This is a genomic window from Micromonospora sp. NPDC005205 (assembly GCF_040608275.1).
In the GTDB taxonomy this organism is placed as follows: Bacteria; Actinomycetota; Actinomycetes; order Mycobacteriales; family Micromonosporaceae; genus Micromonospora.
Genome location: NZ_JBEXHV010000013.1, coordinates 211,677 through 232,590, shown reverse-complemented (window position 1 = coordinate 232,590; position 20,914 = coordinate 211,677). Strand labels below are relative to the sequence as shown.

Below are 20,914 nucleotides of genomic sequence, written 5' to 3'. Positions count from 1 at the left end.
GGCCGCCCGGCGGCAGCCCCGGACGACGACGGGCGGCCTTGCGGTTGCGTCCGTATACAATACCGGTATCCGGACGCAACCGCGCCTTGCCGGATCGCCGCCGGACTCCGCCTCGGCTCGACCGCCCTTATGAAACGGGCCCTAGCGTGCGCGCCGATTGGCGCGTAGGGCGCCCAGGAGCACGCCGGGGCGGGCCAGGGAGTGCGGGTGTTCGCGCATGGAGACGACGTCGTTGAACCGCCGCGCGGTCGCCACGTCCGTGACGGTCGCCGCGATGACCTGGCTGCTGGCCCAGCGGGAGAACCGGTAGCCGCGCGGGTAGGGCCCGTCGACGTGGGGCAACGCCAGGTCCGCCGAGGTGGAGAGCGACCAGGCGGCGTCCACCACGACCTTCTGGAGCGCGAGGTAGTGGCGCGCGGGCGCCCGCAGATCCGGGCCGGACCGAAGGTACGTCGACAGGCAGGCCGCGTGCAGGGCCGCCGCCGTCATGCCCTGCCCGTACACGGGGTTGAACGACGCGACGGCGTCGCCGACGCTGATCAGGCCGGCCGGGAACCGCTTGAGCGCGTGGAAGTCCCGTCGTCGACTGTCGGCATGGTGGTAGGTCTGGACGTCGCCGATCATCTCCTGGTCGGCGACCTCGCCGAACTCCGGTGGGAACTGCTCGCGCAGGCGGCGGACGAAGTCATCCGCGGTACGCCCCGGGCGGTCGTTGCCGTAACCGGCCATCATGGCCATCCACCGGCCGTCCTCGATGGCGAAGAACGCGGCCCCGGCCACGTCCATCCCCGATTTCGGCGTGTTCAGGGCCAGGACGACAGTCGAGGCCGGGGTGACCTCCGGGCGGCGGAACAGGGCGGTCGCGTAGTTGAGGTGCACTGTCATCCGCCGGGTGACCGGCCGGTCCCAGTCGGCCTGCTCCAGCCAGTCCGAGAGTCGGCTGGACCGCCCCATGGCGTCGACCACGAGGTCGGCGCGTTCGACACCGGGCACCCCATCGACCTCGGAGCGGACCCCGGTGACCGCGGTGCCGTCGAACACGAGGCCGGTGGCGCGGGCGGTGATCGTCTTGACGTTGGGCAACCGGAGCACCTGCTGGCGGATCAGGCCCTCCAGCAGCGGTCGACTGCCCGCCAGACTGTCGGCGTCGTCGGGGACGACGACCTTCAGACGCCCGTCGAGGTAGTTGCGCCGGGCCTCGGGCGGCGCCTCGACCGCTCCGCGCGCCAGTGCGTCGTCGCGGAATCCAGGGAACAGGCGCTCCAGTTGGAAGAGGCCGCCGGGCAGCAGCGCGTGCAGCTGTGTCCCCTGGGGTACGCCGGGCCGCGCGCCGGTCACCTGCGGGTCGTCCCGGTCGATGATGACGACGGTGTCGGCGTGGTCGGACAGCACCCGGGCGGCCAGTAGACCGGCGACACTGCCGCCGACCACAACGGCCGTGCCCATCGTCGGGGTCAGCTGGTCAGGGGGTCGCGGCGCGTTCAGTTCCGCGAAGACCCGGGACGGGGAGAGGGACATGGTGCTCTCCAAGGGGGGTAACGGGGGGCGTGCCCTCCCCGGTTGCTGTCAGCGACCGTGCGCGGACAGACCGGTGGACGGTCGTTCGACGTAGTGCCCGCCGATCGTCGCACAACCGCCTGAACGGCAACCGGCTGTGTCCGCCAGATGACCGCCTGTTGACCGATGGGCCGGACGGGTCCGACGTTCGGACGGGTCCGGTGGCGCGTCCTCCGGCCGGCTGTCACGATCTCCGGCATGTCCGTCGCACGTCGAACTCTGCTCGGGGCCGGCCTTGCCGCCGCGACCTCCGCCCTCACCGGTTGCGGTGCCACCGGCGCGCCGGACACCGGCTCGGCCGGCCCTGGCGACGCGGCGACCGCGAAGGGCGCCACCGGCAGCCGGGTCGGATTCGGAGCGGCGGGTGACGCCGGGCCGCCGCTCAGGGCACCGGACGCGCCGGTCGGCGGCAACCCGCCGGTGCGTCAGGCCCCCTACGCCCAGGACGTGACCACCCTGCTCCGGCGACACCTGCCCGCGACCTCACAGACAGTGCAACACAAGGGTTTTCCCGGTGCCGTCGCTCTCGTCGTGTTGGGCGGGAAGGTGACTGTGCACACCGCGGTCGGTGAGGCACTGCGGTACTCGGCGGGCCCGAAGCTGCTGGCGGCGAACCAGCGCGTCGCGATGCGCCGGGACTCCATCTTCGACCTCGCCTCGGTCACCAAGGTGTACACGGCCATCCTGCTGTTGCAGCAGGTCGACAAGGGCCGCGTCGACCTCGGCGCTCCGGTGCGTGACTACCTGCCCGCCTTCACCGGCGCGGGCAAGGAGCAGATCACCGTCGAGATGCTGCTCACCCACACCAGCGGTCTTCCCGTCGGCGCCACGGTCACCGGCCTGCCCGACAACGCGGCCCGCTGGAACGCCGTGCTCGGCACGCCGCTGGTGTCCGGCGCGGTGCCGGGGAAGACGTTCCGCTATTCCAGCGTCGGGCTCATGGTCGCCGGCAAGATCGTCGAGAAGGTCACCGGCCAGCGGCTCGACCAGGCGCTCAAGACCAACCTGACCGGCCCGCTCGGTCTGCGCGACACCGGCTTCAACCCGAACAGCTGGCTGTCGGCCGCCGCGAAGGCCAGCCGACTGGTCGCGACCGATGCCCGCTCGTCCCGGGGGCTGCTCCGTGGCGTCGTCCACGACGACGTCGCCAACCACCTGGGTGGCATCGCCGGTCACGCCGGCATCTTCGCCTCCGCGACCGATCTCGCGGCCATCGGTCAGTTGCTCCTCAACGAGGGCGCCCACCAGGGCAAACGGATCCTCGCCGCGGCGACGGTGCGCCGGATGCTCACCAACCACAACGCCGGCAAACCCGCCATCGACCCCGAGCGCCCCAACCGGACCTCGGCGCACGGCCTCGGCGTCGTGCTCAACCAGAGCTGGTTCATGGGCGGGCTCGCCTCGGCCCGGACCTTCGGCCACACCGGATTCGCCGGCCCCTCGCTCCTGGTCGCGCCCGACCGCAAACTCGTCCTGGCGCTGCTCACCAACCGCGCGCACCCCAACTGGAGCTGGTCGAACCCGGACCCGGTCCGCGCCGCTGTCGGCGACCTGCTCGCCACGAAGGTCAACTGACCGGAAGGTGTGGACCATCGCGCCCCACCCTGACACGATACTTGCGCTAGTAGTGCAAATACTTCGTCCGTCCTGGTGGAGGATCGATGCACACATCTCGCCGGAGCCTGCTCTCCGTGGTGGCCGGGGTCGCCCTCGCGGCCAGTCTGTCCGCCGTCGCCGTGCCACGCGCCGCCGAAGCTGCCGCCACACCGACACACCGTCCAGTGATCTTCGTGCACGGCAGCGCGGGATCAGCGGCGCAGTTCGAGACCCAGGCCAAACGGCTGGCCAGCAACGGGTACCCGATCGACATCATCGAAGCCCACGAGTACGACTCCCCGAACATCGCGACGATCCTGCCCCAGGTTTACGCGGGACTCGACGCACGGATCTCCCGCCTGCTGGCGGCCACCGGCGCGGACCGGGTCGACCTCGTCGCGCACTCACTGGGCACCTTCGTCTCGCAGGGCTACCTCAACAGCTCGCCGGAGCGCGCCGTCCGGGTCGCGCACTACGTCAACCTGGACGGGCGCACCGCGACCTCCCCGCCGGGTGGTGTGCCCACGCTCGCCATCTGGGGCGAGGGTGACCCGGCCCGCGCCGTCGTCGGCGCGACGAACGTGCACCTGCCGGACCAGTCGCACACGCAGACCGTGTCGTCGGCGGAGTCGTTCACCGAGATCTTCGGCTTCCTCCGGGGCCACGCGCCCCCCACGACGCGGATCGTGCCGCAACTCTTCGGCGCTGCCCGGGTCTCCGGCCGCGCCGTGCTCTTCCCGAGCAACGTCGGTGTCACCGGTGCGACAGTCGAGGTCTACCCGGTCAGCCCACTGACCGGCGGCCGACTGTCACACCGGCCCGCGCATCGGCTGTCGCTCGGCGTCGACGGCTCGTTCGGCCCCCTCCCGGTGCTCGCCACGGCACGCTACGAGTTCGCCATCGTGCGCCCGGGCGCCGCGACGCACCACTTCTACTTCCAGCCGTTCCTCCGCTCGGACTCGTTCCTGCGCCTGGCGACCAGCGAGCCGGGCGAGGGCCTCAGCGGCCTGGTCGAGACCAGCGACCGGCACACGGCGCTCACGATCCAACGGCAGAAGGAGTGGTGGGGCGACCAGGGCGACGCCGGCGACCACCTCTGGATCAACGGCAGGGACGTCCTGAACGCGGCGAACACACCACGCGCCAAGCGGACGATCGGCATCTTCGCCTTCGACGACGGCAGCGACGGCGTCACCGACCTGTCGGCCCCGCTGCCGGAGTTCTTCAGCCAGACCTTCATCACCGGCATGGACGTCTTCATCCCGGCGACGCCGGCACACCTCGGCCTGGTACGCATCACCGTGGGCCAACGCGGCGGCGGCCACGAGGTGATCAACGTGCCCAACTGGAGATCGAGCACCGACCGGGTGACGGTCAGCGTGGACGACTTCTGAGCGCACCTCGCGGACGGCCCGGCCACCTCAGGTCGAAACGGTGGCCGGGACCCGCACTCGTCAAACGGTCGCCGGGACCCGCTCGCGCACTCGTCGCCCGACGGCGAAGCCGACCAGCCCCAGGATCAACCCGACGACCGCCAGAACGACACCCACCCGGGCCGGCGCGAGGTAGCCGAATCCGGCGGCGATGGCGACGCTGCCCAGTGCGGCGCCCAGGCTGTTCGCGATGTTCATGGCCGACTGGTTGACCGCCGCGCCCATCAGTTGCGCTCCCGGGGCGACGGTGATCAGAAGTGCCTGCAGGACCGGACCGAGATACAGGCTGGTCGCACCGACCAGGAACGCGCCCACGAACAGGCCCACGCTCGTCGACGCCACGAGGCTGAACACGGCGATGCTCACGATCATCGCCACGAAACCGATGACCATGCTCCGCTGGAGGTCGCGGTCCGCCAACCAGCCGCCCAGGGCGTTGCCGACGGTCATCCCCAGACCCACCGCGACCAACGTCCACGGCACCGTCGCGGCGGAGAGACCGGCGACGTCGGTGGTGACCGGTGCGATGTAGGTGTTCACCGCGAAGAAGCCGGCGAATCCGACAGCGCCGGTCGCGGCGACCAACCAGACCTGCGAGGTCCGCAGCGCCCGCAGCTCGGCGGCCGGCGAGCCGTCGACCGCCGCGGCGACCTCCGGAACGACCGCCAGCACCGCCAGCAGGGTGAGCAGAAAGAAACCGGCGATGACCAGGTACGCGACCCGCCAGTCGACCGTCTGCCCGAGCCGCGTGATGAGGGGTACGCCGACCAGGTTGCTCACTGTCAGACCGCCGAGCACTGTGGCGAAACCACGGGCCTCGTTACCGGGGCCCATCAGGGTCGCCGCGAGCAGACCGGCCGCACCGAAGTACGCGCCGTGCGGCAGCGCCGCCACGAACCGGGCCACCAGCACCAGGTCGAAGGTGGGGGCGAGCGCGGACGCGACAGTGCCGACGGCGAACATCACGAGCAGCCCGAGGACGAGCTTCTTGCGGGGCAGGCGCGCGCTCAACGCGGCGATCAGCGGCGCGCCGACGACCACACCGAGCGCGTACGCGGTGATCATCCAGCCCGCCTGGGCGACGGCGTCCGACGACGACCGCGCGTACTCGTGCGGGAGCAGACCGCGGGCGATGTCGGGCAGCAGCCCCATCGCCACGAACTCGGTCAGGCCGACCGCGACGCCGCCCAGTGCCAGAGCGGCAAGCGCCGCCAGCCGTCGACCTCTACTCAACTCGATCACCGAAAAAATTTAGCAACAGCGTTGCGTAATAGGGTGGTGAGATGACTCGCGTCACTGCCGACGTCACGTTCCTCCGCGGCTACAACCAGGCTCTCGTGATGGCGGTGGGGCGCACGGCTCGCACGTTCGAGCGCGCGACGGTGGTCGAGGCCACCGGCCTGACACCGCAGGCGGTCTCCAAGGTCATCGCCCGGCTGACCGCTGACGGCCTGATCCGCCCCGCCGGCGTCCGACGTCCAGGCATCGGCAAGCCCGCTGTCGTCTACGAACTCGTCCCGGACAGCCGGTACGCGATCGGCGCCCACGTGGCCCGACGCACGCTGCGGCTCGTCCTGGTCGACCTGGCCGGCACCGTGCACCACTCGGCGGTCAGCCCGCTGCCCCGCGACTTCACCCCGGAGCAACTCCTCGACGCCCTGAGCGCCGGCATCGACACGATGGCCGGCACCGGCGACCTGCGGGGCCGGCTCACCGGGCTGGGCATCGGCATGATCGGCCCACTCGACCACGCCAACGGCCTGGTCCGGGACGCCCACGGCCTGCGGCACTGGCACGACGTACCGCTGCGCGAGATCGCCGAGAAACACCTCGGTCTCCCCGTCCACCTGGACAAGGACGTCACCGCGGGGATCACGGCGGAGGCCTGGCGGCACGGCGCGACGTTCGGCGACGCGGCCCTCATCATGGTCGAGTCGGGCATCGGCGGAGGCTTCTGGCTGGGCGGCGCGGCCCACCGGGGAGCACACACCAACGCGGGCGAGTTCGGCCACACTGTCGTCGACCTGACCGGGCCCCTCTGCGTTTGTGGCCGGCACGGGTGCCTGGAGATCGTGCACCACCGCGCCGTCGAGGCCGGCGACATCGCACACGCCGCCCGCGTGCTGGCCGTCGGCGTCGTCAACCTGCTCCAGACCCTCGACCTCGCCCACGTGGTGCTGACCGGCGCGGACCTCCTGCGGCATCCGCAGACCTATCTCGCGGCGGTCACCGAGGCCGTCGGGGTGGACGCCCGGCGCGCGGACTGGCTCAGCACCAGGGTGGCCCTGTCCAGTCTCGGCGCGGACGTGATCGCCGCGGGCGCCGCCATGCAGGTCCTCGACCAGCACTACGGCATCCCCGAGCTGGCCCATTCCGTGATCGTCGGCGGCTGAGCAGCTCGACACGCCAAGCGACGCCCTGCTGAGCTGCCACCGATCGCCCTGAGGTCAGATCGCGGCGGGCGGCGACGACCGGGCCTCGCCGCGTCGCTACGCCACCACGGCGTCGGTGCCCGTATGAGTGCATCCGCTGGCTGGGCTCTCGCTGTCCGCGATGACCTCGTCGAGCCGCTTGCGCGCCTGCCGGAGTTGGGTGATCTGCCGATCGATGCGGTCGCGTTCGGCACGGAGCAGGGCCCGCGACTGCGGTGTGTTGACCTTCGCCTCGACGCAGGGCAACAGGTCCAGAATGGTTCGGCTGGACAGGCCGGCGGCGTACAGCATCTGGATCAGATACACCCGGTCCATCGCGTCGTCGAGGTAGTGGCGCTGACCGCCACTGCTCCGTGCGGCAGTCAGGAGGCCCTGCTCCTCGTAGTAGCGCAGGGCTCGTACCGACACCCCGGTCTTCGTGGCGAGTTCCCCGATCCGCATCGACCCCTCCCTCCGAGCCGGTGGCGTCAGCCACACAGCCTTCTTCCTCACGTGAGCGTCAGGTTCACCGTAGCTCGCGCACCGATTTCTGCGCGGCGACGGTGCGGTGTCTCACTGGCAGACGCGCCACTCGCCGTCCTCCTTGACCAGCGCCACCCCCTGCGTGAACCTCGCGCCGGTGGCCGCCTGGACCGCCTCGACCTGAACGGTCCCGGTGACCCGCCCGTTGTAGTTGTTGACGTTCACGCCGGTGATCTCGTAACTGCTGATCGTCAACTGCGCGCTCTGGATCCGGGCGAAGTCCTCCTGCGGCATGGTGTCGCGCACCCGGTCGCACAGCCGCCCGTACGCGCCCGCGTAGTTGCCGGCCTGCACGTCGTCGAGGTACGCCGTCGCGGCCCCCCGGACCGGTTCGACGGTGTCCTTGACCGAGCGGTAGAGCCAGAGGCCGACGCAGGTGCCGATGACGCAGCACATCGCCAGTAGGGCGCCGACGACGATCAGGACCGTACGAAGCGTCCGGTTGGGCCTCGGGCCGGGAACCATTGTCGGCTCGTACGTCATGGCCCGGAGGGTAGGGCTGCCGCGCCAGCGGCGAGAGCCCGCCGGGTGCCCGGTGGTTCAGCCTCCGGAGGCGGACGGCCCCGGCGTCGGCACGCCGCCGGCGACCGCACGGGCGGGCGGCGTCGACGCCGGGGCCGGTCGCAGATCCGCGGGTACGGGCAGCGCGCTGCCCTTGACGAACTGGCCCCAACTGGTGTTCCAGGCCGTCCAGCCGTTGCCCGACTGGAGCCGGACCTCGGTGCCGGTGAAGGTGACCAGGTCACCGACCCGGGTGACGCCCATCAACCAGTCGGCGTTGGCCGCCGAGATGTTCGTGCAGCCGTGCGAGACGTTGCGGTGTCCCTGATCCGACACCGACCAGGGTGCCCCGTGGATGAACTCGCCGCCCCAGGTGAGCCGTTGCGCGTCCTCGACGTTCACCACGTAGCCGCCGTTCGGCTCGCCGCGCGTGTCGAACGTGGTGTACTGGTGCTTCTCCATGATCACCATCTTGCCGCTGGACGTCGGGGTGCTGCGCTTGCCCAGGCTGACCGGGATCCTGCGGATCAGCTTGCCGTCCCGTAGCACGCGCATCTGCTTGGTGGCGTTGTCGACTTCGAGCGACACCTGCCGTCCGATCCGGGACGTCGCGGTGCGGTCGGCGTCACCGACGTGGCTCTTCCCGATCGGCAGACCCGTCAGGCCCGCCCGGACACTGATCGTCGTGCCGGGTCGCCAGAAGTCGGGAGCGCGGTAGTAGACCTGGCTGCCGTCGTCCACCCAGGACCAGGCACCCGGCTGCGGCGGGCTCGTGGTGACGAACAAACGACGTTGCACGTCGGCGCGGGCGGACCTGGCGATGGGCGGATCGAAACCGATGGTCACCGGCATCGCGGTGCCGTACGTCTGCTTGTCGGCGAAGTACAGCGTGCTGCTCACCTGCGGCTTCGTCGACGCCGCCGCGGTGGTGAAGCTGCTGGTGCGGGTGGTGGTCCGCCCGGAGTCGCCGGTGGCGGTCACCGACGCGGTGTACGTGTGCTGCGGGCGCAACGGGGCGGTCGGCACCCAGGCCGAGCCGTCCTCGCGCGGCTGCGCCCCGACCGCCGTGCCCGCCTCGTCGACGATGCGCACGGCGGTGATCTTTCCACCCGTGACGAGCGGAACCACCTCGGCGCTGAGCGGCACGTTCCGGGAGAGATCGGCCGGCGTGACGGTCAGTTCGGGCGAGGGCACCACCTGCTCGGCGGGACGTACGGCGGCCTTTCGCTCGGTGGTGCACCCACCGAGGACCAGCGGTGTCGCCGCGACGGCCACCGCGACGAGCGCCACGCGCCTCCGTAAAACCATCGAACGTCCCCCGGCTTCCGTGTACTCCGTGGCGGCAATTCTCTCCGCGTGGAGGGCGCCCCGCGCTGTTTCCGGAAATCACCCAACGAAGGTGGCAAGGTTCGGCACCGCGCACGGCCCGGGTCCGTCGGTCACTCCCCCTTTCGTGATCCTCGGGGCATCGAAGCGTGATGCTGTGCTGGAAGGCTGGCGACATGCGCGGAAGACGACGTCCATGGATTCTGATCCCGCTCCCCCTCCTCCTCCTGACCGCCTGCTCACCGGCGGAGGAACCGATTGTCGCTCTCGCCGTTCAGGACGGCCAACCGATCGGCGTACTGGTCACCTGCGACGGCCTTGACGCCAATATGCGTGCGTTCGAGAACGACCATCAGGGTGATCCGGGCAAACGGACCCTGATCAGATGGAGCATCGGCGGCCCGCCCGCCAGCGAGGTCGTGGAGGTGGCGCTGTTGGGTCAGCCGCCGGAGGGCTGGGAGGTCGCCGACGCTGTCGACCGCCCTGATTCCGACGTGGACGTCGAGTTGCTCACCGAATTTCGGGCCGGTGTCACCTACACCCTCGACGGGTCAAGCCGCCGCGAGGCCCGCTCGGTGGACTTCACCCTCGCGGACCTGCCACGGATCGGCCCGGACCAGGTGTTGGTGTCGCACGGAAGCAGGTCAACGAAGGTCGTGTCGCGGGAGACCTTCCTGCGCAAGGCACGCGACAAGTGTTGAGCGGGACGGCGGCCGGGAAAGCCGGCAGGTAAGCAGAGTGCCGCCGCTGCCGCCGATTACGGTTTTTGGAGAGAATCAGAGAATTGAGATCGAGCCGACATCACGGCGACTCCACAAAGCAGACCAGGCAATCGCTGAGCGCTATTTAAGGGAGAATTAATCGTTCCAACTGGAAGCGGGCAGGGGGTCCACTCGTATTCTTCCCTCTCGGAAGAAAGGTGCGCCCCCGTTGATAAATCTCCGTTCCACCCCTCGACACCGTCGTTCCGTCACCGCCCTGCTGCTGGTGAGCCTGGCGCTGGCCGGCGGATGCAAGGAGGCGCCGGGAACCCCCGGCGCATCCGGCCCGTCCAGCGACACCGGCATCGGCTCGTCCGGCCCGGACGCGCCGACGGCCACCGCCCCGGGCGACCCGTCGGCCACGCCGAGCGCCCCGGGCACCTCGGCCATCCCGTCCGCGCCGGGCAAGCCCGGAACGCCGGCGACCAGCGCCGCCCCGCCCACCGCATCCGGCGGCTGGATCACCATCGACGCTGGCGCGCAGGCCGCCGCGACGAAGGCGTTCTTCGCGCGCAAACCCAAGCCGGTGACCGGCAACCCGGTCAAGGTGCCCGAATTCAACGTCGGCTGTACGACCAGCCACCACAACAGCGACGACCCGATCGTGCTGCCGAAGCTGGTCGGTGGCTCGCACAACCACACCTTCTGGGGCAACAAGTCGACCGACGCCAACTCGACAGCCGAATCGCTGCGGGCGTCCAAGGCGACCACCTGCAACTCGCCGGACGACCAGTCCGCCTACTGGGTGCCGACCATGTACCAGAACGGCAAGGTCGTAGACCCGAAGGAGGTGACCGTCTACTACGGTTCCCGCCTGAAGGACCCGAGCAGGACCCAGCCCTTCCCGTTCGGCCTGCGAATGATCACGGGTAACGCCAAGACCCAGGTCGACACCCCGGACAAGCAGGGCAACCACTTCTGGTGCGCCGGCATCGGCGGCGAGATCGGCCGCAGCGCCGACAAGACGTTCCCGGTCTGCGCCAAGACCGCGAACATCGTCCGGCAGATCACCTTCCCGGACTGCTGGGACGGCAAGCACCTGGACAGCCCCGACCACAAGGCGCACATGGCCAACGGGGACCACACCGGGGCGTGCCCGAAGAGCCACCCGGTGCCCGTCCCGTCGGTGTCCTTCGTGATCTCGTACCCGTTGAGCGCGAACACGGACGGCATCACCCTCGCGTCCGGCACGTCGTTCTCCATGCACGCGGACTTCTTCAACGCGTGGAAGGACGAGGCGCTCGCCGCACGGGTGCGCAACTGCCTCGACCAGGGCGTCAAGTGCAACTCGGCCGGCAATTTCTAGAGCGATCGGCCGATCTGAGCTGGCCCACGGATCGTCGCGGGCCAGCTCAGGTCGAGACGTAACGAGGTCTCCGGTGGACGGCTCAGCCACCGGGCGGAATCGAAGACCGGATACCTCGCCTGTTCGGAGGCCGGGCATCAGACGAGGCGCTGGATGCGGGCCTTGGGACGCTCGTTCCTGAGGTGGCCGTGCTTGTGCTGGCGGACCTGCTCGTTCCAGACCTCCTGGTCGTAGTACGGGTCCGGTGGGATCCACTTGTGGGAGCCGTCGCTGTAGTGGAACTTCTCGTCACCGCGTCGCAGGATGCTCACCGAAGCCAGCCGAGGAAGCGTCTGTGCAGCGCGCCCGCCGGCACCCAGGTCAGGTCCTCGGACGCCCGCACCAGCTGGGCACCCAGGTAGATGGCCAGGGAGATCGGCGCGTCGTCGAACTCGGCGTGTAGCTCGCGCTGCCGGGTGCGGCAGGGCCAGGGCGCATCGCAGCCGCCGCAGCTCCAGATCGGCAGCACCGGGCCGTGCGTGGTCATGCGTGGCCTCCGAGCAGCGCCGCCGTCATCGACCGGGCCTGCCGGCTGGTCGCCCAGCCCGCCTGCCAGCACGGGTACGGCGTGAGCAGCGCCCACCACGCCCGGCAGCCGTTACACAGTCGGCTGTTGCCCGGCATATGCGCGACCAGGATCCGCTGCTCCGCTTCGCCGCTCACTGCTCCTCCTCGGCGGGCCAGTGCGTCCGGTTGATTGGGATCCGGTGTCGGCTACGACAGGGCAGTGACGCCCCGCAGCGGCAAATCCACCTCCACTTCGGCCACGACCACGCCGGGCGGTGTCGCCGTGCCAGGGTCATCGCGACGGCGATCAGGTACTGGTCGTATGTCACTCGTCGCCATGGTGGTGTCCTGTCCCGCATCGCTGGCTCCCTCCACCGGGCAGCACTTCACGGCCGATCCCGAAACGACGGGACCGGATCTGGAACGTTCGGTAACTGCGACGCTACGATCACGACGACAACGGTTGGACTCACCCGCGGTACGCGTGAGCAGGCCAGATGGGCTGCCGCAGCTTTGGTTTCGGGGCGGAACGTCGACCACGGGTCGACGTAGGGGGTGACGGATGGCAGGTCGCGGACGATCAGCACCACATCGCGGCGCGGTGACCGGCTACCTGTTCAAGCTGATCCGGGAGTCCATCCCGCTCACGCAGGAGCAACTCGCCGTCGACCTGGACGTCGATCGCGTGACCGTGCAGAGCTGGGAATCCGGACGCCGGCCGTTCACCGCGGTACCGCTCGGGCAGGCGATCGCCGCCCAACGCCGGCTCGGACGGCTCGGTGCGAACACCCTCCTGCTCGCAGCACTCGACGACGCCGCCGAGGCGGATCTCATCCTCGCCGCCGTCCTCAACGAACACGTGGACCGCTGCGACCTCGCCGAACATCCGCTGGGCTGGTCCGTCCTCACCCACCGTCTGACCGACTTGATCCTCTGGGCCGTCCTTGGGCAGACACCGACCTTCGCCAGAGGGCTACCCATCACCCACCCTCGCCGGGGTCCAGTCGCGTCGGGGCCGACCCTGCCCGTCGACGAGCAACGTGCTTTCTTCGCTCACCTTCACGTGCTCGCCGATCGCGCCGCAGCCGGACGGCATCGAAACGTGCTACTACACCGGCAAGCATGCTTCCTTGCCGGGATGGACCCCACCAAGGCAGCAGCAGGTTGGCTCACCCAGACCACCGCCCGAACAAACCGCACGACCACCTTTCGCACCTGGTCACCGCTGTGGCCTGATGCCCGCTCCGTCGTCACGTCCGTCGCCAACCAGGGCGACCCGGAGCCGTTACGGGACTTCATCGCTCGCGCACATCCCGACGACGCCTGTGAGCGAGCGGCCCTCAACTACTCGGCCTACTGGGTGGGCGAGATCCCGTACCGCCATCGCGACGACTCGTTCATGCCCAAAGCCTCCGCTGACTGGCATGGCTCAATCCTTCTTCAGCACCTGGTCCACCGTCTCGATCCGGGGCATCCCTTCGTCGACCTCAACATCCACAACGTCTGGGCTCTGCTGGCCGCACGACGCGGTCTCGCTCTCGACAACCTCGCCATGACTCGGGCGCTCCTCGACCGCAGCGTTCCGCTGCTGGACAGTGACCGGATCTCCGCGCAGTCACGGAAGGAACTAACCTCTATCGTCTACCGCCTGTGGGCGGACGGACTCACCGGCACAGGGACGGGCAGATGACCGACGACCACGACGCCGCCGGCGCGATGAACTTCATCTTCGAAGCCGGCGTCCTCAAACGCGCCGCCCGCACCGGCTGGTGGTTCGCCGGCGTCAAGCAACCCGAGTCCATCGCCGAGCACTCCTTCCGAACGGCGCTCATCGGAATGATGCTCGCCGCCATGGAGGGCGCCGACCCAGCCCGAGTGTCAATGCTCTGCACCCTGCACGACACCCAGGAAACCCGAATCACCGACATTCCCCACATCGCCAAGCGGTATCTCACCGCCGTACCCAACACCGCCGTCACCGCCGACCAGGTCGCCGCCTGCCCACCGGTCGTCGCCGACGTCATCACTACCGCCGTGGCCGAATACGAAGCCGGCGAGACACTGGAAGCTGTCGTCGCCCGCGACGCGGACAAGCTGGAATGTCTCGTCCAAGCCGTCGAGTACCGCCACCAAGGCATCGACAACGTGCAGCGCTGGATCGACAGTTCACGAGCAGCATTGAAGACTGCCAGCGCCCACCGCCTCGCCGACGCCGCCCTCACCGGACAACCCCTCGCCTGGCTCACTCCCCCGCCGCAGCAGTAAGCCTTCAACACTTGGCGTTGTATTGGTCACGGTGCCGGGCATATGCATTTGAACTGGACGAGACACGCTTCGACCTGGACCGGCGCTAGTCATGGCTGGTGAACATTTTCCACGACGGCGGCGGCCGATCACCTGACGGGTGACCGGCCGCCGTCACGTCGAACAGCTAGAGCTTCGCTGCGCCCGCCTCGGTGGCCTCCTGCACCGCCGAGGAACGGCGGACCTCGGCTCGCTGGTCGCCGGCCTCCTCGCGGTCCGGAGCGGCCACCCGCGCCGCCCGGTTGGTGGTCGTGGCCGCCTGGTCACCGGTCACGCCACCGCGGATCCGGTTGTTGGCGGCCACCTGGGCGACCGGGTCATTGCCGGTGACGGTCAACTGCCCGTTGATGATGTTGTCGTCCACGGTGACACCGCCGGTGGTGCTGGTGATGCTGACGTCAGCACCCCAGTAGCCACCGGAGGCGCAGCTGTCGAGGGCACCGTTCGGGCCGAGCTGCACCCCGCCCAGGTTGCCGGCGAAGGTGGCCCGGCCCTGGACGGCGCTGCCACACACCACGCTGCCGGTGGCGCTGTTGAGCACCGACAGCGTGCCGTCGACGAACGAGTCGTGCACGTCGGTGTAGTAGGTGCCGGTGCTGCTGAGGTTGCGCTGCACCTGGGTGCCCTGGTCGAGCCGGACCTCGCCGGCGCCGACGTTGACGTGCCCGGTGACCGTCGACGCCTCGGCGAACAGGAAGCTGTCGATGGTCGTGGAGCCCTTCGGCCGTACGGTGACGGTGCCGGTGCGGGCGTCCTTGAGGAAGATGCCGTATCCCCCGGCGGCGAGCACCACCTGGCCGTCGACTGTCGTCTCGGTCGCGTCGAGGTACCCGTCGGCGGCGACGCGTACCTCACCGCTGACCCGGCCACCGGTCACCACCAGGTTGCCGCCGGCCGCGACGGTGACGTTGCCGGTGATCGTGGTGCCGGTGAGCGCGCAGGACTCGCCGGCGGGCACGAGCAGGTCGTTGGGCACGGTCACCGCGCCGCCGGTGCCGATGCAGTGGGTGACCAGGTCGGCGTGTGCGGTGGGCGCCACGGCCAGCACCGAGGCCGCGATGACGGCGCTCACGGTGGCGAGCTTGGCGACGGTACGTCCGGGCATCGTGGTACTCCCTGTCGGTGAGGTTCGAGGACTCATGCGCCGACGTCCGATCGGGCCGCGGCCCGGACGATGGCGCCCTGCTGCCGCCGGTCGAGCGTGCCGCCGGTCACGAGCGCGGCAGTGACCGCTTCGACGTGTCGGACGAATTCGGCGTGGCCGGGGTAGTCGGCGTGTTCGTCGATCAGATCGTTGATGGTGCAGCCGTCGCCGGTGTCCACGTTGGGCACGCCGGTGTCGCCACCGTCGATGACCACAGTTGCCCGGGTGTCCGAGTCGGGGCAGCTGTCGGTGCTGTCGGCCACCACCGTGAATGACGTCGACTGCTCGGTGGAGGAGTTCCCCGCCGTGTCGGTCGCCCGGTAGCGCACTGTGTGCGCGCCGGGTGCGCGGACGGCGACCGGAGCGGCGTACGCCGTCCAGCCCCCGGTGTCGAGCGCGTACTCGATCTTCGCCACGCCCGACTCGGTGTCGGTGGCCGTGACGGTGACGGTCGCGCCGCCCACGTACCCGCCGTCGTCGTTCCGGTCACCGGCCACCGTGGCGGCGACGGTGGGTGGAGTCGTGTCCTCGGCCTGCGGCTCGACGACGGTGAAGTGGGACATCTGCTCCGCCGAGGTGTTCCCGGCGACGTCGGTGGCCCGGTAGTGCAGCATGTGCATCCCGGCCGTGTTCACCACGATCGGGTTCGCGTACGCGGTGAAGGCCGCCCCGTCCAGGGCGTACTCGATGGTGGCGACACCGGATCCGCTGTCGGTGGCGGTCAGCGTGGCGGTGGCCGTACCGATGTAGTTGCCGTCGCCGTCGCGGTCGCCGGCCAGCGCGGCCGTGACCACCGGTGCTGTGGTGTCCTCCTCCCCCGGCTCGACGATCCGGAACGCCACCGAGCCGACGGCGCTGGTGTTGCCGGCCTGGTCGGTGGCGCGGAACTGCACCGCGTGGTCGCCGATCGCGGTCACCCGCACCGGCTCGGTGTACGGCAGGAAGCTGGTGTCGTCGACCTGGTACTCGACGGTCTGGACCCCCGAGTCGGCGTCGGTGGCCGTCACTGTCACAGTGGCCGAGCCGAGGTAGTTGCCGTCCTGGTCCTGGTCGCCGGAGACCGCGGCGGTCACTGTCGGCGCGGTGGTGTCGCCACCGCCACCGCCGTCGGTGACCACCAGTTCACCGACCATCGAGCTGTGGCCGGGGATCGAGCAGAAGTACCGGTACCGGCCGGGGGTCAGCGTCACTGTCGCCTGGTGGCGGCCGTCGTTGGCGTCGAACGGACTGGCCAGGATGTTGACTGTGACGTCGTGGTTGTAGCCCTCGGTGCTGGTGTCGAAGGTCAGGGTGTGCGGCATCCCGGTGGTGTTGCCGGTGGCCGCGCTGTTCTCCCAGATGATCGTGGTCGCTCCGGCCACCGCCGTGGTGGGCGCGGACTTGTATCGGGTGATGCTGTCGTCGGCGGTCCAGGTCAACACCTGGTCGGCGGCGACGCGCGGGGCGGCGGAGGCGGGCGTCACTGCCAACGGGATCACCGTGAGCAGGAACGCCGCCAGCGCGGCCGTCAGTCGTCGGGTCATCGTCACTCCTAGAGTTCTCGCGCACGGATGTTGCGGAACTCGGTCAGGTCGTTGTCACCGTGGTTCTGCAGCCCGATGAAGCCGCGCAGGAACTGCCGCAGGTCGGTCGGCGGGTCGCCGGCTCGCGACGACTGCTTGCCCGGCGTGTTGTCGAATTCGTTGATCACCACGCCGTTGCGGATCATCGTGTAGTGCTGCCCGACGGCGCGGATCTCGTAGTCGTTCCACTCGTTCTTCGGCGTGACGCCGGCCTGGGCCAGCGGCACCGGATCGAAGTTGTAGACCGAGCCGGTCTTCTGCGGCTCACCGGTGTCACCGTCGTAGATCTGGATCTCGTGTCCGCAGTAGATCGCCATCCAGGCCGGCGAAGTCCGCGCCGATCCGACAGTGCCGCAGCTGTCCGGTGGCCGCTGGTCCAGGGGCGTTCGCAGGTCCGGGAACCGGATGAAGACTCCGGTGTTGGCCCGGCCGGTGCCTGGGGCGACGTCCCGGAACTGCAACTTCAGCGAGAAGTCGCCCAACTCCTTGGTGTGCCAGAGCATGCCCAGGCCACCGCTGGAGCGCAGCGACCCGTCCGGCTGGATGTCGAACTGGCCCGACGGCGCCTGCTGCCAACCGCGCAGCGACTCGGTGGTGCCGTCGAAGAGCGGCTCGTACCCGGTGTGCCCCTCCCGGCCGATCTCCGACGCGGCGGCCAGGCGGGTGAGGGTGCCCGCTTCACGGGTGCTGAGCAGGTCGTCGTTCTGCAACGCGCGGGCGACCGCTGTGACGTGCCGGACGAAACCGTTGTGGTCGGTCCAGGTGCTCTCGTCGTCGATCAGGTCGTTGGCCGTGCAGCCCTGCCCGACCGTGCGACTGGGCACCCCGGTGTCGGTGTCGCCGAGCCATACCGTCGACCTGTCGTCGGGCACCGCGCAGCCCACCGTCACAGTGGTCTGCACCGTCGCCGTCTGACCGTCGGCGTACGTGACGGTGAGCTTCGCGGTGTAGGTGCCGACAGTGGCGTACGTGTGCCGAGGGTCCGCCTCGGTAGACGTGGCACCGTCGCCGAACTCCCAGCGGTGGCTCACGCCGCCGGAGCGGGAACCGGTGAAGGCGATGGTCAGCGGCTTGTTCTGCACGGCGACCGAGGTCGCCGCCGGTGCCGGGGTGGGCGCCCCGCCGGTGTAGGTGACCCGGATCAGCTTCTGGTTCGCGTGCAGGCTGAAGAAGCCGCCGCCGTAGTCGAGGAGGTAGAGCGCGCCGTCCGGGCCGAACTTCGCGTCCATCCAGCTCTGCAACCGGGTGTCGCCGTTGCCACCGGGGATGATGGCCCGCAGCGACTCGGCGTACACCGGTGGGGCGGCCTGCGGCACGCCGGCCGGGTCGACGGTGACCGCGACCCGGTTGGCGGCGTTCGACTGGTCGCCGATGAACCACTTGCCGTCCCAGTGCTCCGGCCACGCCACGCCGCTGGCGGTGTCGACGAGGCTCCGGTGGTACGTCGGGCCGGACATGATGGCCTGCCCGCCGCCGCGCAGGTACGGCTGCGTGTAGGTGGCGTCGGCCGCCACGTAGGTCGGCAGGCCGCTGCCGTCGGTCCGCTTCGGGAACACCGGGCCGCCACCGTCCGGCGAATACCAGATCATGTTGTCCCGGGCCGCCGGGATGTCCTCCAGTCCGGTGTTGCGCGGCGAGGTGTTCTTCAGGTTGTCGCAGTCGTACCAGCCGGTGAGCACTGTCGCGTCGGTGTTGCTGCGGTCGCGGTACGGCTGCCGGTTGCCCATGCAGTACGGCCAGCCCTGGTTACCGGCGGAGGTGATGATGGTGGCCGTCTCGTACTTCGCCGGGCCCAGGGTCGGGCTGGGTGACGAGGCGTCCGGGCCGACCCAGCCGGCGGTCAGCCACTGGTGCACCGGGTCGATCTGGAGGCGGGCGATGTTGCGTACGCCCATCACGTAGATCTCCGGCCGGGTCTTCTCGGTGCCCGGTGGGAACAGGTTGCCCTCCGGGATGGTGTACGTGCCGTCCGGCTCCGGGTGAATCCGGATGATCTTGCCGGCGAGGTCGTTGGTGTTACCCGACGTGCGACGGGCGTCCTGGAACGAGATGCCCTGGTACTCCTCGGTCCAGTTGTTGCCGGCGTAACCCTGCGACCCCTCCGAGGAGTTGTTGTCGCCGGAGCCGACGTAGAGGTTGCCCTTGGCGTCGAACGCCATGCCGCCGCCGGCGTGGCAGCAGCTGTGGATCTGCACCGGGAACTGCAACAGGTCCTTGCGGGTGGCCTGGTCGATGGTCTGCGCCTGCCGGTCGTAGGTGAACCGGGAGACGGTCCGCTGACCGACCCGCTTCACAGGGTCGACGGAGTCGTGCGGCATCCAGTAGACGTAGAGCCAGCCGTTCTCGGCGAAGGCGGGGTCGGGCACGATGCCGAGCAGACCCTCCTCGTTCTTGACCAACTCGGATCCGCTGCCCCGGTTGCCCATCACCTCCAGGGTGGTGAGCAGTTTGACCTGCTTGGTTCGCGGGTCCCAGGAGTGGATGGTGCCGCAGCCCAGGCCGACCTTCGGGTTGTTCCAGTCCGCGATGGGGCCGCTCGGGCAGGCCGCCTTGCCGACGTAGAAGACAGTGCCGTCCGGCGCGATGGTGAGCCCGTGCGGCTCGCCGATCTGGTCCAACTGCCCGGTCTGGTTGGCCGCGGTGAGTCGCTCCACCTTGTAGTTCGCGGCGATGGTGGCCTGGCAGTCACCGCGTACCCGACCGGTGGTCCAGTTGAGGGCGCCGGTGAGGTGCGTGCGGAACGCCTCCTCGCCGTAGCTGCCCTCGGTGTGGCCCATGCCGGTGTAGAACGACCGGCCGCCGTCGTAGTCCCGGCACCAGGACACCGGGTGGAAGGCGCCGTTGGCGGCCGCCCCCGGGTTGTAGTGCCGCTCCTCGACCTGGGCGAGGGTGTGCACCGTGCCGATCGGGTTCGGGTCCCAGTTCTCCCAGCGGTCCGACCGGGTGATGGTCAGCGGCAGCGACGCGGTGGCCGGGTGCTTGCGGTCCAGGATGTTCACCACCGCGCGGTTCACCGCGGGTGGTTCCGGAGCGGTGGTGCTGCCGGTGAACAGGCGCAGGTCGGCGAGCTGGACCAGCGGTTCACCGCTGTTCGCGGTGACGTTGAGCCGGTAGCGCGTGAACTCCTGCGGCGTGGCGATGTCGAACCGGCGGGTCTGGAAGCGGTCCGGGAAGGTCTGCCCGGTCCGGCGGTCCAGGTCGGTCCAGCTCTGACCGTCGGTGGAGCCCTGCAGGGTCCAGTCCTTCGGGTCCCGGCCGGCGGAGTCGTTTGCCGACGTGAGCGCGTACCCGGTGATCTTCTTCGGTGCGCTCAACTCGTACGCCACCCAGGCGGTCGGGGTGCGGACCAGCCACTTCGTGTTGGCGTCGCCGTCGGTCAGCTTCTCCTTGGTCTCGTTGGGCGGGTTCTCGCCGCTGGCGGTCACCCGGGTCACCGGCTCGGCTACCGGGATGGCGCCGGCCGGGCGGGTGCCGATCAGCCCGGTGAACCAGGCGGAGTCGACCTGGGCGCGGGCGGCGTCGGCGATACCGACGAAACCGCCGCCGGCCTTGACGTAGCTCTGGAGCGCCGACTCCTGGTCGCGGTTCAGCGCGGCGCCCGCCGCGGAGAGGAAGACCACGCTGCGGTACGCGGACAGCCCGGCCGCGGTGAAGGTGCCCGGATCCGTGGTGGCCGTGACATCGATGTCATGACCGGCACCAAGCTGTTTGATGGTGTCCACAGCGCGCGACACCGGGTCCTGTTGCTCGGCCACCGGGCCGTGGAACACCAGGACGGCGGTCCTCTGCGGCGTGGCCGCCTGCGGGGCGGCCGCCGTTCGTGGTGCGGCCGCGGCCGCCGTCGTCGTCGCCGGGAGCAGTGTCGCCAAGGCCGCTACCGCGGCAAGGGTTCGTCGTAGTTTTCTCGTCATGCCCGTCCCCACT

Annotated in this window: 18 protein-coding genes; 7 read left to right on the top strand and 11 right to left on the bottom strand. The window is 69.9% G+C overall.

The annotated features are described in order from the left end of the window. Positions 1–141: 141 nt before the first annotated feature. Entirely contained in the window at positions 142–1,518 is a 1,377-nt protein-coding gene (locus tag ABZU43_RS23550; RefSeq protein ID WP_355008633.1) for an FAD-dependent monooxygenase, read from the bottom strand. Between the two features lie 237 nt (positions 1,519–1,755). On the opposite strand from ABZU43_RS23550, the gene ABZU43_RS23545 reads away from it, so the two are divergent. Both ABZU43_RS23545 and ABZU43_RS23540 read left to right on the top strand, forming a co-directional pair. Beyond that, positions 1,756–3,132: a serine hydrolase domain-containing protein gene (locus ABZU43_RS23545; RefSeq protein WP_355008632.1), complete on the top strand. Its 1,377-nt coding sequence runs from the start codon at positions 1,756–1,758 to the stop codon at positions 3,130–3,132. Between the two features lie 86 nt (positions 3,133–3,218). Next, entirely contained in the window at positions 3,219–4,547 is a 1,329-nt protein-coding gene (locus ABZU43_RS23540) for an alpha/beta hydrolase (protein ID WP_355008631.1), read from the top strand. 60 nt (positions 4,548–4,607) lie between these two features. Here the strand turns inward: ABZU43_RS23540 and ABZU43_RS23535 are convergent, their stop codons facing one another. After that, positions 4,608–5,828, bottom strand: a complete 1,221-nt coding sequence (locus ABZU43_RS23535) for an MFS transporter (RefSeq protein WP_355008630.1) — start codon at positions 5,826–5,828, stop codon at positions 4,608–4,610. Positions 5,829–5,869: 41 nt separating this feature from the next. Between ABZU43_RS23535 and ABZU43_RS23530 the strand changes: the two genes are divergently transcribed. Beyond that, positions 5,870–6,979, top strand: coding sequence for an ROK family protein (locus ABZU43_RS23530; RefSeq protein ID WP_355008629.1), 1,110 nt, complete (start codon positions 5,870–5,872; stop codon positions 6,977–6,979). Between the two features lie 96 nt (positions 6,980–7,075). On the opposite strand, the gene ABZU43_RS23525 is transcribed toward ABZU43_RS23530, so the two are convergent. From ABZU43_RS23525 to ABZU43_RS23515, 3 genes are all read right to left on the bottom strand, one after another. Beyond that, positions 7,076–7,459 (bottom strand): MerR family transcriptional regulator, encoded by a 384-nt coding sequence (locus ABZU43_RS23525; protein WP_355008628.1) that lies wholly within the window; start codon positions 7,457–7,459, stop codon positions 7,076–7,078. 111 nt (positions 7,460–7,570) lie between these two features. Then, positions 7,571–8,023: a hypothetical protein gene (locus ABZU43_RS23520; RefSeq protein WP_355008627.1), complete on the bottom strand. Its 453-nt coding sequence runs from the start codon at positions 8,021–8,023 to the stop codon at positions 7,571–7,573. Positions 8,024–8,080: 57 nt separating this feature from the next. Continuing rightward, entirely contained in the window at positions 8,081–9,349 is a 1,269-nt protein-coding gene (locus ABZU43_RS23515) for an Ig-like domain-containing protein (protein ID WP_355008626.1), read from the bottom strand. Positions 9,350–9,543: 194 nt separating this feature from the next. On the opposite strand from ABZU43_RS23515, the gene ABZU43_RS23510 reads away from it, so the two are divergent. Next, a complete protein-coding gene (locus tag ABZU43_RS23510) occupies positions 9,544–10,068 on the top strand; it encodes a hypothetical protein (protein WP_355008625.1) in 525 nt (174 codons plus the stop codon). Positions 10,069–10,297: 229 nt separating this feature from the next. Next, positions 10,298–11,434, top strand: a complete 1,137-nt coding sequence (locus ABZU43_RS23505; protein WP_355008624.1) for a DUF1996 domain-containing protein — start codon at positions 10,298–10,300, stop codon at positions 11,432–11,434. A gap of 137 nt (positions 11,435–11,571) precedes the next feature. On the opposite strand, the gene ABZU43_RS23500 is transcribed toward ABZU43_RS23505, so the two are convergent. The 3 genes from ABZU43_RS23500 to ABZU43_RS23490 are packed head-to-tail and all read right to left on the bottom strand — an operon-like array spanning position 11,572 to position 12,136. Next, complete coding sequence (locus ABZU43_RS23500) at positions 11,572–11,745, bottom strand: hypothetical protein (protein ID WP_355008623.1); 174 nt, start codon at positions 11,743–11,745, stop codon at positions 11,572–11,574. Then, entirely contained in the window at positions 11,742–11,960 is a 219-nt protein-coding gene (locus tag ABZU43_RS23495) for a hypothetical protein (RefSeq protein ID WP_355008622.1), read from the bottom strand. The genes ABZU43_RS23500 and ABZU43_RS23495 overlap by 4 nt, the downstream gene beginning before the upstream one ends. Then, positions 11,957–12,136, bottom strand: a complete 180-nt coding sequence (locus tag ABZU43_RS23490) for a hypothetical protein (protein WP_355008621.1) — start codon at positions 12,134–12,136, stop codon at positions 11,957–11,959. The genes ABZU43_RS23495 and ABZU43_RS23490 overlap by 4 nt, the downstream gene beginning before the upstream one ends. A gap of 406 nt (positions 12,137–12,542) precedes the next feature. On the opposite strand from ABZU43_RS23490, the gene ABZU43_RS23485 reads away from it, so the two are divergent. Continuing rightward, positions 12,543–13,670 (top strand): helix-turn-helix transcriptional regulator, encoded by a 1,128-nt coding sequence (locus tag ABZU43_RS23485; RefSeq protein WP_355008620.1) that lies wholly within the window; start codon positions 12,543–12,545, stop codon positions 13,668–13,670. Further along, positions 13,667–14,245: an HD domain-containing protein gene (locus ABZU43_RS23480; RefSeq protein ID WP_355008619.1), complete on the top strand. Its 579-nt coding sequence runs from the start codon at positions 13,667–13,669 to the stop codon at positions 14,243–14,245. Before ABZU43_RS23485 ends, ABZU43_RS23480 begins: the two co-directional genes overlap by 4 nt. Positions 14,246–14,411: 166 nt before the next feature. Here ABZU43_RS23480 and ABZU43_RS23475 read toward each other — a convergent pair whose 3' ends face one another. Genes ABZU43_RS23475 through ABZU43_RS23465 form a run of 3 tightly spaced genes read right to left on the bottom strand, consistent with a single transcriptional unit; the run spans position 14,412 to position 20,901 of the window. Further along, positions 14,412–15,389: a hypothetical protein gene (locus tag ABZU43_RS23475; protein WP_355008618.1), complete on the bottom strand. Its 978-nt coding sequence runs from the start codon at positions 15,387–15,389 to the stop codon at positions 14,412–14,414. Between the two features lie 32 nt (positions 15,390–15,421). After that, on the bottom strand, positions 15,422–16,951 hold the full coding sequence (locus ABZU43_RS23470) for a plastocyanin/azurin family copper-binding protein (RefSeq protein ID WP_355008617.1): 1,530 nt from the start codon (positions 16,949–16,951) through the stop codon (positions 15,422–15,424). Between the two features lie 8 nt (positions 16,952–16,959). Further along, positions 16,960–20,901: a ThuA domain-containing protein gene (locus ABZU43_RS23465; RefSeq protein WP_355008616.1), complete on the bottom strand. Its 3,942-nt coding sequence runs from the start codon at positions 20,899–20,901 to the stop codon at positions 16,960–16,962. Positions 20,902–20,914 lie beyond the last annotated feature (13 nt).